This is a genomic window from Neorhizobium sp. P12A (genome assembly GCF_008365395.1).
Taxonomy (GTDB): domain Bacteria; phylum Pseudomonadota; class Alphaproteobacteria; order Rhizobiales; family Rhizobiaceae; genus Rhizobium.
This window is the reverse complement of record NZ_QOVX01000005.1, coordinates 254,178-266,968: the sequence shown is the minus strand read 5'-3', so window position 1 is coordinate 266,968 and position 12,791 is coordinate 254,178. Positions and strand designations below refer to the sequence as shown.

13 protein-coding genes are annotated in these 12,791 nt (G+C 60.8%); 10 read left to right on the top strand and 3 right to left on the bottom strand.

The features are described from left to right. Positions 1-55 precede the first annotated feature (55 nt). From DTW90_RS38050 to DTW90_RS17505, 7 genes are all read left to right on the top strand, one after another. A complete protein-coding gene (locus tag DTW90_RS38050) occupies positions 56-370 on the top strand; it encodes an ATP-binding cassette domain-containing protein (protein WP_281025526.1) in 315 nt (104 codons plus the stop codon). 41 nt (positions 371-411) lie between these two features. Continuing rightward, positions 412-894: an ABC transporter ATP-binding protein gene (locus tag DTW90_RS38045; RefSeq protein WP_281407576.1), complete on the top strand. Its 483-nt coding sequence runs from the start codon at positions 412-414 to the stop codon at positions 892-894. Beyond that, a complete protein-coding gene (locus tag DTW90_RS37620; protein ID WP_245512675.1) occupies positions 821-1,186 on the top strand; it encodes a TOBE domain-containing protein in 366 nt (121 codons plus the stop codon). Before DTW90_RS38045 ends, DTW90_RS37620 begins: the two co-directional genes overlap by 74 nt. A 25-nt stretch (positions 1,187-1,211) precedes the next feature. Beyond that, complete coding sequence (locus DTW90_RS17520; protein ID WP_149339789.1) at positions 1,212-2,345, top strand: extracellular solute-binding protein; 1,134 nt, start codon at positions 1,212-1,214, stop codon at positions 2,343-2,345. 264 nt (positions 2,346-2,609) lie between these two features. Then, entirely contained in the window at positions 2,610-3,431 is an 822-nt protein-coding gene (locus DTW90_RS17515; protein WP_132522859.1) for an ABC transporter permease subunit, read from the top strand. Continuing rightward, positions 3,428-4,273, top strand: a complete 846-nt coding sequence (locus DTW90_RS17510) for an ABC transporter permease subunit (protein ID WP_245512677.1) — start codon at positions 3,428-3,430, stop codon at positions 4,271-4,273. The genes DTW90_RS17515 and DTW90_RS17510 overlap by 4 nt, the downstream gene beginning before the upstream one ends. A 10-nt stretch (positions 4,274-4,283) precedes the next feature. Then, a complete protein-coding gene (locus DTW90_RS17505) occupies positions 4,284-5,342 on the top strand; it encodes a LacI family DNA-binding transcriptional regulator (protein ID WP_132522861.1) in 1,059 nt (352 codons plus the stop codon). Positions 5,343-5,379: 37 nt separating this feature from the next. On the opposite strand, the gene DTW90_RS17500 is transcribed toward DTW90_RS17505, so the two are convergent. Continuing rightward, on the bottom strand, positions 5,380-6,465 hold the full coding sequence (locus tag DTW90_RS17500; RefSeq protein ID WP_245512689.1) for a LacI family DNA-binding transcriptional regulator: 1,086 nt from the start codon (positions 6,463-6,465) through the stop codon (positions 5,380-5,382). A gap of 468 nt (positions 6,466-6,933) precedes the next feature. On the opposite strand from DTW90_RS17500, the gene DTW90_RS17495 reads away from it, so the two are divergent. From DTW90_RS17495 to DTW90_RS17485, 3 genes are all read left to right on the top strand, one after another. Further along, entirely contained in the window at positions 6,934-7,896 is a 963-nt protein-coding gene (locus DTW90_RS17495; RefSeq protein WP_132522865.1) for a sugar-binding protein, read from the top strand. A gap of 107 nt (positions 7,897-8,003) precedes the next feature. After that, positions 8,004-9,545: a sugar ABC transporter ATP-binding protein gene (locus DTW90_RS17490; protein WP_132522867.1), complete on the top strand. Its 1,542-nt coding sequence runs from the start codon at positions 8,004-8,006 to the stop codon at positions 9,543-9,545. A gap of 29 nt (positions 9,546-9,574) precedes the next feature. After that, positions 9,575-10,570, top strand: a complete 996-nt coding sequence (locus DTW90_RS17485; protein ID WP_149339788.1) for an ABC transporter permease — start codon at positions 9,575-9,577, stop codon at positions 10,568-10,570. Positions 10,571-10,584: 14 nt separating this feature from the next. Here the strand turns inward: DTW90_RS17485 and DTW90_RS17480 are convergent, their stop codons facing one another. After that, positions 10,585-11,979 (bottom strand): tetratricopeptide repeat protein, encoded by a 1,395-nt coding sequence (locus tag DTW90_RS17480; RefSeq protein WP_188079964.1) that lies wholly within the window; start codon positions 11,977-11,979, stop codon positions 10,585-10,587. 64 nt (positions 11,980-12,043) lie between these two features. Then, the gene (gene phnF / locus DTW90_RS17475; RefSeq protein ID WP_165927812.1) at positions 12,044-12,787 is read right to left on the bottom strand and encodes a phosphonate metabolism transcriptional regulator PhnF; all 744 of its coding nucleotides are present in this window, start codon (positions 12,785-12,787) and stop codon (positions 12,044-12,046) included. Positions 12,788-12,791: the final 4 nt, after the last annotated feature.

Below are 12,791 nucleotides of genomic sequence, written 5' to 3'. Positions count from 1 at the left end.
TCGGCAGCAATAGAAATCAACCCGGATTGCACAGCTGTGCAAAAAGGTGATCGCGATGAGCCGAGAGCAGTTTCTTACGCTGCATGATGTTACATGCTCGTATGGCTCGGCGGCGATTCTTCGCGACATCAATCTCTCCGTCGGCCGTGGCGAATTCGTTGCTTTGCTCGGCTCCTCGGGATGCGGGAAGACAACGCTGCTTCGCGTGCTGGCTGGTTTTGTCAAACCGTCGGCCGGCGAGGTTCGCGTCGATGATCGCATTGTGACCGACGAGCCACCCAACAAGCGTTGCATGGCGCTGGTATTTCAATCCTATGCGCTCTGGCCGCATATGACGGTTGCGCAAAACATCGGTATGGCCTCAAGCTGAAGCGTGTGCCGCGGCGGGAGATCGACGATCGGGTCGCCGCCATGGAAAGGCTCCTCGGACTGGAGGGGCTGGGTGCCCGCAAGCCGGCGGCACTTTCGGGCGGCCAGCGTCAGCGTGTCGCGCTCGGCCGTGCGCTCGCCGTCAATCCCCAGATCCTGTTGCTCGACGAACCCTTGTCCAATCTCGACGCCCGCATCCGCCTGACCGTGCGCCATGAATTGCGAGTGCTGCAGAAGCGGCTCGGCATCACCGCGATCCATGTCACGCACGACCGCGAAGAGGCGATGGTCATGGCCGACCGCATCGTCATCCTCAATGCCGGCCGCATCGCCCAGCAGGGCACTCCGGAAGACGTCTACAATCGGCCGGCCTCCTCCTTCGTTGCCGCTTTCATGGGCGCGGAAAACGTGCTGTATCTGCAGGGAACCGCCGAGACCGATCGTTTCCTTATTGGCGGGGGGGACAGCCAATCTCGCTGCCGCCGTCCCCCTGCTCGACCGGCCGCTTGTCAGCGGCATCGTTGAGGCCCGGTTCCGCCCCGAGGCGGGCAGGCTCGTTCCGGCTGGCCAAGCGGCGCTTCCCGGCCAGGTCGTCTTCCACGGCGAGGTGACAGCGGTCAGCTATCCCGGCGGCCATTGGCGCCATGCCGTACACCTCGGCGAACACGAAGTCCTGGCCGATGCCGAAAGGGCGTTTGCGCCCGGCGAGAAGGCCGATGTCCATGTCGCCGCCGAATCCCTCTTCCTTTTCAATCCGCCGGACGCAGCGCCGGTCTCCTCCATTTCCCGGGCACCGGCCGGGGAAGTTCACGCCTGATCCTTCAACTCTTGGAGAATTACTCATGAAGAGATTGACTTATGCAGCAATCGCCATCGCTCTTGCCGCCCTCCCCGTGAAGGCCGAGGAGCTAACGGTCGTTACCGCCGGCGACCAGAACATGGTCGACTACATCAACCAGTATCTCGGACCGCTCTTCGAGAAGACCTATCCGGGCAACACGGTTCGCGCCGTCGGCACCGGCCCCGGCGATGCCGGCTCGCAGAAAATCCTGGAGCGTTTCGACGCGCAGTCCGCCGCCGGCAGCAAGACCTGGGACGTCGACGTCGCTGTCGTCCATGAAAAATTCGCCGGCCCCATGGTCCAGAAGGGCTATCTCGAGAAGTATCGCAGCGATATCGACACCGGCAAGCTCGTCACCCGCGACAATGCCAACAACGCCCTCGGCTCCAACGTCGGCGGTTACGTCATGCCGATGTTCAACAGCCAGACGGCGATCGCCTACAATCCTGCCGTCGTTCCGAATCCGCCGAAGAGCTATGTCGAGCTTGTCGACTGGGTCAAGCAGCATCCCAAGCAGTTCGGCTATAACGGCATCAAGGGTGGCGCATCCGGTGTCAGCTTCGTCATGGGCTGGATCTACGCTTTCGGCGCGGGCGATGCCAACAACCTGATGACCGGCCCGTTCAAGCAGGAAGAAACGACCAAGTGGGGCGATGCCTTCAAGAGCCTCGCCGAGTTCAACAAGAACGTCACGCTGACGCCAGGCAATGCAGGCACGCTCGACATGCTGAACCGCGGCGAGATCGCCATGGGTCCGGTCTGGGTCGACATGTTCTACTCCTGGCAGGCCAACGGCCAGCTGTCGCCCGACCTGAAACTCGTCCTGCCGGCTCCGGGCATGCCCGGCCAGCCGATGCATTACGTCGTTCCGGCCGAGGCCGCCCATAAGGACCTGGCGGAGAAGTTCGTCGCGCTCGCCACCAGCCCTGATGTTCAGGCGAACGGCATCGTCAAGCAGTTCAACTGGTATCCGGGCATCGACGCCAACTTCGTCAAGCCGAAGCTGGACCAGGCGACCTGGAACAAGCTGTTCGTCGACATCACGCCGGACGATCTCGCCACCAAGGGCAAGCCTTTCCCGATCGCTCCGTATAATGATGCGATCCTGGAAGCCTATGAGAAGTCTGTGAAGTAAGAAATCCCTCTTCTTCCCGGGCGAGAAGCAGGTAATCGCACACGAGTAAAAAGACCCCTCCCAACCCTCGCCACAAGGGGGAGGGCTAGCTCGTCGCACCGCCGAAACCTCAAGTGAGGACGAGCGGTTGCCGCGAGTCTTCTCCCCCCCATGCGGGGGAGATGGCCGGTAGGCCAGAAGGGGTCTTTTTCTCCAAATGATTGCCCGATCCCCCGGCGGGAAGAAGAGACCACCGTCATTGCTGTCGCTTCGAGTTCGAACGCCATGTCCAAACGTCTTCTCGCTCTCCTGCTCGTGCTGCCCGCGCTGGCGGTGATCGGGCTGTTGTTCATCCTGCCGCTGGTCATGTCAGCGGTCGGCGCCTTTGAAGTCGAGGGTGGATATGGCCTTGGCAATTTCTACAAGACCTTTGATCTCTATACCGACGACATCGTCTTCTCGATGCTGATCGTCGGCCTCTCGACCATACTGATCGGGCTCGCCTCGATCGCCATCGGTGGCTATCTGACGCTCGGCGAGCATCCGGTTGCCGTCGCCATCCTGCGCTGGCTCTATCGCTGGCCGATGTTCGTCCCCTTCATTGTCGTCGGTCAGATCCTGCGCACGTTCCTTGCCAAGAACGGCATGATGAACAATGTTGCGATCAGCCTCGGCCTGATGACGCCGCTCGATGCCGTCAGCCTGCTCGACTGGCGCGGTATCGTCATCGCCTTCGTCTGGAAGCAGACGCCCTTCGTGGCATTGCTGGTGGCCGGCGCCATGGCCTCGATCAACCGCGACACGATCGAGGCGGCGCGCAATCTCGGCGCCTCGCGCCTGCGGTTGCTCTTCGAGATCGTCGTGCCGCAGGTCGCCGTGACGCTGACGGTCGGCCTCATCCTCTCTTTCGTGACGATGATGTCGGTTCTGTCCGTACCGCTGATGATCAATGCGCAGTCACCGACCATGCTGACCGCCGACATCGCGTTTCGCATCAACACCTATGGCGATTACGGCGTCGCCAATGCGCTCGGCCTCGTCTCGCTGGTGCTCGCCTCGTCGGTCGCCTGGATCTATCTCCGCCAGAACATCAAGGAGCGCACATGATGGTATCGGCTTCACCCACCAGCGTGCCGCAATGGCGCCCGGCCGTTCTTTGGTGGCTTCCGCGTGGCATCATCTTCGGCCTGATGGCCTTCTTCATCTTCGGTCCGATCGCCAACATGCTGCTGTGGACCGTGGCGGAGAAGTGGTATTTCCCGCATAACCTGCCGCTGCAATATGGCTTCAGCTATTGGACGCGCGTGTTCGCGCCGCGTGGCGGGGCAGTGGAATCGCTCACCAATTCCCTGATCGTTGCGCTGCTGACGGTGGTCGTCTCGCTGTTGCTTGCCATTCCTGCCGGCTATGCGCTGGCACGAGTGAAGCTGCCGCTGCGCGGCCTTATCCTTCTCGCTTTCCTTATCCCGCAGGCCTTTCCCAATTTGACGGTTTACGTCAACGTCGCGCGTATCTTTTACGAAATTCGTCTGAATGGCACGATCCCTGGCGTGGTGCTGGTGCATGTGTCGCATGGCCTAGTCTATGCAGTGTGGATCGCGACCGCGGCCTTTTCCGCGGTCGACCAGGAACTCGAGCAGGCGGCACGCTCGCTTGGCGCCGGCGCCTTGCGTGCTTTCCTCGATGTGACCCTCCCGCTCGCCGCACCGGGCCTGATGGCGAGCGCGATCTTCGTCTTCCTGGAAAGTCTCGACGAATTCACCGGCAGCTATTTCGTCGGCGCGCCCGACGTCAATATGCTGCCGCTGCTGCTCTACACCGCCGGTGCCGGCGGCAACTACCAGATCGCCTCGATCACGGCCCTCCTGTTGCTGGTCCCATCCATCGCCTTTATGTTGATCGTCGAACGATTCCTGAAGGCCGATGTGCTCTCCAGGGTCGGGCATTGACGGAACGGGAATGACCGACGACGCGACGAATTCCATCAAGCCGACGCGCCGGGAGCGCATGCGATTTGTCAGCGCCGAACAGGTGGCGCGTCTCGCCGGCGTATCCCGTTCGGCGGTTTCGCGTACCTTCACGCCGGGTGCCAGCGTCGCGCCCGCAACCCGCGAGAAGGTGCTGCGCGCCGCCGATATGCTCGGTTATCATGTCAATGATCTCGCGCGCGGCGTGCTTGCCAACCAGAGCCGTCTTGTCGGCATCGTTGCAACGCGCCCGGAAGTCGGTTTCCGCGCGCATCTGGTGGCCGCCCTTACGAAGTCGCTGATCCAGCGAGGCAGCGTCCCGATCTTGATCAACACCGGGCAGACCGAAGAAGAGATGCTCGCGGCCCAGAAGATATTGATCGGCCATCGTGCTGAGGCGACGATCATTCTTTCCGGCTCCCCGCCCGCGAGCTTTTTCGAACTGGCACATCGCAATGGCCAGCCATTGGTGGTGATCGGACGTTCGGAACCGGGGGCTGACCATGTGCGCGCCGGCAATTCGGAGGCGTCTCGCAAGGCGGCAGAAGCCTTTTTTCGGCAGGGACGTCGGCGATTGGCCGTCGCCGGCTCTCTGTCCGGCACGCCGAGTATTGCCGAGCGCGAGACGGCCTTCACAACTGCGGGGCGTGAACTCGGCCTTGAGGTCTCGCTCGGCCGTGGCGCCGATTCCGACTACGAAGGTGGCGTAAGCGCTGCTCGTCTTCTGTTTTCAAAGCAGCCGTGCCCTGACGCCGTCTTTTGCGCCAACGACCAGATCGCATTCGGCCTGATGGATTTCGTGCGCGCGAAAGTCGGATTGCGCATTCCCGAAGATGTGGCCGTTATCGGCTTTGACGACGTTCCTGAAGCCGGCTGGCTCAGCTACCGGCTAACCACCTTTCGCCAGGATCCGCAGATCATGGCTCAATGCGCAGTGGAGCTTGTCGAGCGGCGCTTGATGGATCCCGATCTGCCGCCAGCCAATGAGCGTGTCGTCCCCGCCCTCGTTAGCCGCGGCAGCTTTGTAACGGCAGAGGGAGAGCTCGGCTAGGTCCCAGACCAATCGACGGAGGGGCGGGCACAATCGTTCAAGCAGCTGGCGGCTTTCCTCGCGCCCTCTGATGCCCGGCCGCCTTCGCCTCTGCAGCGACGCGCACGCCTGCTGGGGTAGTCACGGAAGCGCGTTTGACGAGTGAGCATTCCAGCTTCGTGATCGGGTAGCGGCGCTCCCGTTGCGAAGTCGAGGTATCGAGATGTTCGATCGCCCATTGCCCCATTGCCAGATGCGGGAGGATCGATGTCGTGAGCGGCGGGACGAGATGGCGGGAGATTTCCTCGTCGTCATAGCCGACCACGGACATGTCTTCGGGTATGCGCAGGCCCGCTTCCTTCAGCGCTTCGTAGCATCCGATGGCGGTACGGTCGTTCTGGCAGAAGATCGCGGTTGGAGGATCGGCAAGGGCAAGCAGCTTCATCGTCGCCGAGTAGCCGGCGCTGGCCGACCAGTCGCCCTCGATGACCAATTCCGGATCGAAGGGAATATCGGCCGTGGCGAGCGCCCGGCGATAGCCGGTCAAGCGATCCTGTGCTGCCTGCATCCAGGGTTCGCCCGTTATCGTCGCGATCCGATGATGACCATGCGCGATCAGATGTTTGGTGGAGGTCTGGCCGCCGGCGATTTCGCTTGGGACGACGGCGGGAAAGGCATAGTCGGCCGTATAGCAATTGAGCAGGATGATCGGAATATTGAGGTCCTGGAAATAGTCCGGCATCTCCACCTCGCGGGTGAAGATCGTCATGTAGATCAGAGCCGAAATACCACTGCTGGTGAGCGCCTTGATCGCACGCGGCTCCATGACGGGATCGCTCATGGTCTGGGCAACGAGCAGCACGTTTCCGGCATTCCAGGACGCCTGGCGTGCGCCCTCGATGGCAACGACCGCTTCGGGGCTTGTGGCGAGCTGATCCACCGCAAAGCCAATGATGCCGTCGAGCTTTGAGGCGGTGACCAACCCCGGCGGCGTAGAAAAGACGGGGGCGACATAGCCAAGCTGGCGGGCTGCTTCGGTGACCCGGTCGCGGGTCTGCTGCGAGAGACGCATGCCGGGTGTGTTGTTGAGCACGAACGAAACGGCGGCCTGCGAGCATCCAGCCGCCTTGGCGATATCCGTCATGGTGACCCTGTTGCCGAGACGCCGACCTCGCCTCCTCGGTTCCCTGCCGTCCTCCGGCTCGCGGTCACTGTTCGCGGCAATTGTCCTTCTCATCAAACTATCTCATCCCCTCGGGCGAAAGCCTCGCGGCTCGCGCCGCCCTCCATAGCGCTAATTTTTATTAGCATTATTCGCAAGACATCGGCAACCACTGCCGAAATAAACGGCAAAAATCGAGGAATTTTAACACATTTCTCAAAATTCACTAAATTATGATGCAATTTCAATAATATGATTATTTGCAAAAATCTCGTATTCCGAAGCTGCTAATTCTATTTACTAATCAAAATTAGTCGTATAGCGTTGCTTCCGTGATTGGACGTTGCGCTTCATCTCGCTTTGCGAGAGACCCTAGGAGGGGGTTCGCACGACGGTTGATCGCGAATTCGCAACTGGACCCCTGGAGACGGGTCTATGGGAGGGACTATCATGAGACATGCATTGCGTGGTGCTGCCGTTTTTGCGGCGGGGTTGATGCTGGCTACCGCGATGTCGACAGCCTCTTACGCTGCCGACAAGCCGACGCTGGCCTTCGTGGTCAACGGTGCTTCGGACTTCTGGAAGGCCGCTGAAGCCGGCGTCAAGAAGGCGCAGGCAGAACTTCCGGACTTCGATCTGGAACTGAAGTATCCCGAACAGTCCTCCGTTGCGATCCAGCAGCGACTGATGGAAGACCTGGTTTCAGCAGGCGTCAAGGGCATCATGGTTTCGGCCGTAGATCCCAAGACCTCGACGGATGGTCTCAACAAGATCGCCTCCGAAACCGCGCTCTTCACGACGGACAGCGATGCGCCGAATACCAACCGTATCGCCTATATCGGCTCCTCGAACGTCGATGCCGGCAAGCAGGCGGCTGAGATCGCCAAGAAGGCGATGCCGAACGGTGGCAAGTGCATCGGCTTTGTCGGTCTGCTCGGCGCCGACAATGCCAAGGAACGCATCCAGGGCATGAAGGACGGCATCGCCGGAACGAAGATCGAACTGACGGATGTGCGCGGCGACGATATTGACCAGACTCGCGCCAAGAAGAATGTCGAGGACGCGCTCGTCGCCAATCCTGATGTCACCTGCATGGTCGGCTTCTATTCCTACAACACACCGAGAATCTACGAAGCGCTGCACGAAGCCGGCAAGCTCGGCCAGATCACCGTTGTCGGTTTCGATGACGATCCGATCACGCTCGGCGGCGTCAAGGAAGGCACGATCGCCGGCACGGTCGTGCAGCAGCCATTCCTCTGGGCCTATCAGGGCATGAAGATGATGGCTGCCTACACCAAGGGCGACAAGTCGGCCATCCCGGCCAACAAGCTGCAGATCATCCCAACCGTGATCATCGGCAAGGACGATGTCGACAAGTATGCTGCCAATCTGAAGGCAATGGCCGGCAAATAAATGCGGCAAAGGAACAGCGTCGGCTTCAAGCCCCGGCGCTGTTTCATGTGTCGATTGCCGCCAGGTGCCCAGATCGTGCCGATAGCCCTGCAGGCTGTGGATCCGTCATGAACGAACTTTCCGATACCTTGGCTTCGGCCGAAGCTGCATCGCCGTTCCTCAGCCTTTCCGGGGTCGGCAAGACCTATCCGGGCGTGGTCGCGCTCGACGGCTTTTCCATGGAGATCAGTCCCGGCGAAGTGATCGGCCTCGTCGGCGAGAACGGCGCCGGCAAATCGACTCTGATGAAGATCCTCGGTGGCGTCGTGAAGCCGGATCGGGGAAAAATCACGATCGACGGTGCGGAGCACGCCGCGCTGACGGTCGAAAGCAGCCTGGGTTCGGGGATCGCCTTCGTTCACCAGGAGCTCAATCTTTTCGAAAATCTGGATGTTGCAGCCAATATCTTTCTCGGCCGCGAGCCGTTGCGTGCAGGGCCGCTGAAGCTCGTCGATCGCGCCCGCCTGCGCCAACTGGTCGCCCCTTTGCTGAAGCGCGTTGGCGCGAATTTCTCGGCCGATACGCCGGTCGCATCGCTATCGCTTGCCCAGCAACAGATGGTCGAGATCGCCAAGGCGCTCTCCATCAATGCGCGCCTTGTCATTCTCGACGAACCCACCTCCAGCCTGCCGCTGGCCGAGACGGAAAAATTGCTGGCCGTCATCGATGCGCTGAAAGCCGAGGGCATCAGCGTCATCTTCATCTCCCATCGGCTGCATGAAATCGAGCGCGTCGCCGACCGCGTTCTTGTGCTTCGTGACGGCAATCTCGTCGGCACGCTGCAAAAGAGCGACATCAACCACGACCGCATGGTCAAGCTTATGATCGGCCGCGCGCTCGCGGCGCGCAATGTGGAGGCGAGCCGAGCACCGGGCAAGACGGCGCTGAAGATCTCCGGCCTCAGGACCGCGGCCTATCCCGGCCATTCGGTCAATCTTGACATCAGATATGGTGAAATTCTGGGCCTCGCCGGCCTCGTCGGATCGGGCCGGACGGAGCTTGCCCGCGTGCTCTTCGGCATCGACAGGAGCTACGGCGGCACGACTGAAATGGACGGAAAGGACATAAAGCTGACCTCGGCGACAAAGGCGGTCGCATCCGGCATCTTCCTCGTGCCCGAGGATCGCAAGCTCAGCGGCATTCTTCTCGATCTGCCGATCGCCCAGAACATCTCCCTGCCCAACCTTCCCGCTCATGCCAGCCGGTTCCTCGTGTCTTCGGAGCGGGAGACTGCGGCCGCCGAAGTCCAGCGCAAGCGGCTCTCCATCAAGGCACCCTCGGTCGGAACCCGCACCGGCACGCTCTCGGGCGGCAATCAGCAAAAGGTCGTTTTGGCAAAATGGCTGGCGATGAACCCCAAGGTTATGATCTTCGATGAACCCACACGGGGTATCGACATCGGCGCCAAGAGCGAGATCTATACGCTGATGCGCAATCTCGCGGATGTTGGCGTGGCGATCCTGATGATCTCCAGCGACATGGAGGAGGTCATCGGCGTCTCCGATCGCATCGCGGTTATGCATGAGGGGCAGATATCAGGCATTCTGGATAAGGACGACTTCAGCCAGGAGAACGTGCTTCTGCTGGCCGTCGGCAAAGCGATACACTAACGGCCGCGGCCAAATCGAATGGATATCCGATGAGTAAGAAAGATTTGGGACTGCTCCTGTTGATCATCGTCGTCGGCATCGTCGTGACGCTCATCAATCCGCGCTTTCTGCTGCCGATCAACCTTGCCAACACGTCGAACCTCATCGGCCTTTTCGGGATATTGTCGATCGGCCAGGCCTTCGTCATCATCACCGGCGGCATCGAACTCTCCGTCGGCTCGATGGTGGCCCTGCTCGGCGTGCTGTTCATCGATTTCGTCGCCAATCAGAACATGCCGTGGGCGCTGGCGCTTGTGGTTATCCTCGCGCTTGGCGGCGTGCTCGGCGCGATCCACGGCTGGCTCATTACCCGGCTCAATCTTCAGCCCTTCGTCGTGACGCTGTGCGGCCTGCTGATCTATCGCGGTGCTGCGCGGTTCTACACAGCTGATGGCACCGCCGGCTTCGCCTTCGGCCAGAATTTCCCTTCTTTGGAATTCCTGACCGCCGGCCGGCCATACGGCATTCCCAACACATTTATTGCGCTGCTGATCATCGCGATTGTTATGTGGGTCGTGCTGCATCGCTCCGTCTTCGGCCGCTATCTCTATGCCATTGGCAAGAACGAGGAGGCTGCCAAATATTCCGGTATCCGCACCGGAAAGATGGTGACGATCGCCTATATCATCTGCGGTGTGCTGACGGCGCTCTCGGCCATCTTTTTTGCCATGTACACCCGCTCGATCTCGCCGGCGAGCCACGCTCAATTCTACGAACTCTATGCGATCGCCGCGGCCGTGCTCGGCGGATTTTCGCTGCGCGGCGGCGAAGGCTCGCTGATTGGCGTCATCCTCGGTACGGTTCTGCTGCAGGAACTGCAGAACCTCGTCAACCTGCTCGGCATTCCTTCGTCGCTCAACTTTGCCGTCATGGGCGGCGTCATCCTGATCGGCGTACTCATCGACCAGCAATGGAACGCGATCCGCGCGCAGCGCCGGCTGGTTTCGGCAGCTCGGCAACAGGATGCCCGGGCGCCCGCTGAATAACAGCGGGCAACGCTCTAAGCTTTATCGGCAATCATGCTACTGGCCGCAGCAATGGCGCGCGCGATCGGTGCTCGTCGGTAATCCCAGATCGGTTCATCCGGTGGCGGCATGATGATCATGGTGGCATTGGCTTCGAAGAAGAGCAGATCGCCATTCTGGTCGATCGCAAAGTCTATGCCGCCGTAGTCAAGGCCAAGAGTGGTCTGTATGCTCTCCAGAGCCTCCATTGCCCCTTGTCCGATCGCCGCCGGCATATCGGCGAGAAAGGCTGCCTCTTCGTCGCGGTAACGCTGATGCTTGGCCATGTCAGCGGTGAAATAGTGCACCATCCAGTCGCGTGAAATCGCCAGATGCAGCGGGACGAGTTCGCCGCCGATCATCATCACCCGGTATTTGCGCGCCTGCCCTTCCGCGTCTCGGGCATCGAGATACTCGATCGCCAGCAGATGTTCGCCCGGCAGCTCGGCGAGAGCCGCATCCAGATCGGCGCCGCAGTCAACTTTTCGGAAGTATCGTCCAGTGTGATAGCCTGGGCTGCGCAGCAGCAGGGGATAGCCGAAGATTTCAGCCTGTTCCGGCACCTGAGCGTGTTTGACCAGCACCATGCGGGGTGCCCTGACATGCGGCAGGTTCCTCACGCGGTTGGCATTGGAAATTCGGTCCGTCCCACGAACGCGATCCGGCGGATTGACAACGGGGGCTTTACCCAAAGCCAGGACGCGGTCGGCCGCATCGAGTGCGGCCTGACAGATGTCGGCATCGCCGATGGCGTTGAAGATGACCTGATGCGGCGGAAGCGGTGTTGCCGTGTCGAAGCCTTCGACGACAAGCATAGAGACCGCGAACAGCTTGTCGCTGAGCACGAAGCGCGTCGGGATATTTCCGCCGACGGCCGACACCAGAACGAGCACCTGGCACGGCACACCTTCGCCTCGATAGGGCTGAAAGGTCAGCTCGGCGGGCCGATAGCTTTTCTGCCGATGGTCTTCAGCAGCTTCCCAATCACCGAGATTCTGCAGGAGATGGGCCATGCTGCGATGGACGTCGGGATGATCGGGAGCGAGACGAAGCGCGACTTCGAGTTCGGCGCCCGCCTCGGTGTATTCACCATTTGCGATCAGGGAATTGGCATAGTTGACACGGCCGATGACATTGTCCGGGTGCCGCCTCACTGCTTCAGCATAGGCAAGACGCGCGGCGCTGCGAAAATCGGTCTTCTCGAGAAGATTGCCGAGGTCGTTGAGGGCTCCAAAATGATTGATATCCACGGCAAGGATCGCCAGGTAACCCTGCTTCGCCTCGTCATATCGACCATTGGCCGCCAATAAGGTGGCCTCGCGGAACATCAGGGCTATGTCCGGCCGATCCCCGGTCGTTTCAATATCCGCGGGAAAAGTCTCTGACGTCACGCCACACTCCATCCGGCCGATCGCCACTCATGTCGACCGCCGATTTTTCTTATACTGTCGCCGCTCACAGATCGCCGCGCCGGATGACAAACTGCACCCGCTCTCCTGCGTAGCGGGTTTCGTGGTAGACGATCGGCCGTCCTTCCAGATCGATGTCGACGCTCTCCACGAACAACACCGGCGATGAATCCGACTGTTTCAGATGTTTCACATCCTCCGGCGATGGCATCCTGGCAGTGCAGCGCGTTACGTCGCGTCGGTAATCGGTCACGCCGTAGTGCGCCAAAGCCTTGGTCATCGAGTAATTTTCCCGGTATCTCTCCCCGAAACCCGGAAACCGCTCGGCGGAAAGATAGGTCTCGGCCACGGAAATCGGGATGTCGTCGGCTTCGCCGATCAATGAGATAAAAACGGCGAGGTCGCCTTCGGCCATGTTCAGCGTCTCGGCCGCCTTGCCGTGGGCCGGCCGTTCGTCGACGACGATGAGCGTGTGGGCCGGTTCGCGGCCCTGTGCTGCGACATTGGTGCTAAAGCGCGTCCGCTCGCCGATTTCATAGTCCAGCATCTCCGGAACGACATAGGAGCCGCCGCCCTTCCGCTTGAACAGCAGGCCCCGCTGCACCAGAGCTGCGATCGCTTGGCGCGCCGTATGCCGATTGACGCCGAATTCCTCGGCGAGATCGAACTCCGATGGAAGCCGGCCGTTTCCCTTGAAACGCCCGTCCTTCACCTGTTGTAAGAGAGCCGCCTCGATCTGTTTCCATAGCGGCCCGTCTCGCCCGTCATGCCGCACCTGTTCCGCTGCCATTCCT

Coding starts and splice junctions, on each gene's coding strand:
- DTW90_RS17510 (WP_245512677.1), top strand. CDS start 3,428: ATGATGGTATCGGCTTCACCCACCAGCGTGCCGCAATGGCGCCCGGCC.
- DTW90_RS17495 (WP_132522865.1), top strand. CDS start 6,934: ATGAGACATGCATTGCGTGGTGCTGCCGTTTTTGCGGCGGGGTTGATG.
- phnF (WP_165927812.1), bottom strand. CDS start 12,787: ATGGCAGCGGAACAGGTGCGGCATGACGGGCGAGACGGGCCGCTATGG.
- DTW90_RS38050 (WP_281025526.1), top strand. CDS start 56: ATGAGCCGAGAGCAGTTTCTTACGCTGCATGATGTTACATGCTCGTAT.
- DTW90_RS38045 (WP_281407576.1), top strand. CDS start 412: ATGGAAAGGCTCCTCGGACTGGAGGGGCTGGGTGCCCGCAAGCCGGCG.
- DTW90_RS17485 (WP_149339788.1), top strand. CDS start 9,575: ATGAGTAAGAAAGATTTGGGACTGCTCCTGTTGATCATCGTCGTCGGC.
- DTW90_RS17520 (WP_149339789.1), top strand. CDS start 1,212: ATGAAGAGATTGACTTATGCAGCAATCGCCATCGCTCTTGCCGCCCTC.
- DTW90_RS17505 (WP_132522861.1), top strand. CDS start 4,284: ATGACCGACGACGCGACGAATTCCATCAAGCCGACGCGCCGGGAGCGC.
- DTW90_RS17490 (WP_132522867.1), top strand. CDS start 8,004: ATGAACGAACTTTCCGATACCTTGGCTTCGGCCGAAGCTGCATCGCCG.
- DTW90_RS17515 (WP_132522859.1), top strand. CDS start 2,610: ATGTCCAAACGTCTTCTCGCTCTCCTGCTCGTGCTGCCCGCGCTGGCG.
- DTW90_RS17500 (WP_245512689.1), bottom strand. CDS start 6,465: ATGACGGATATCGCCAAGGCGGCTGGATGCTCGCAGGCCGCCGTTTCG.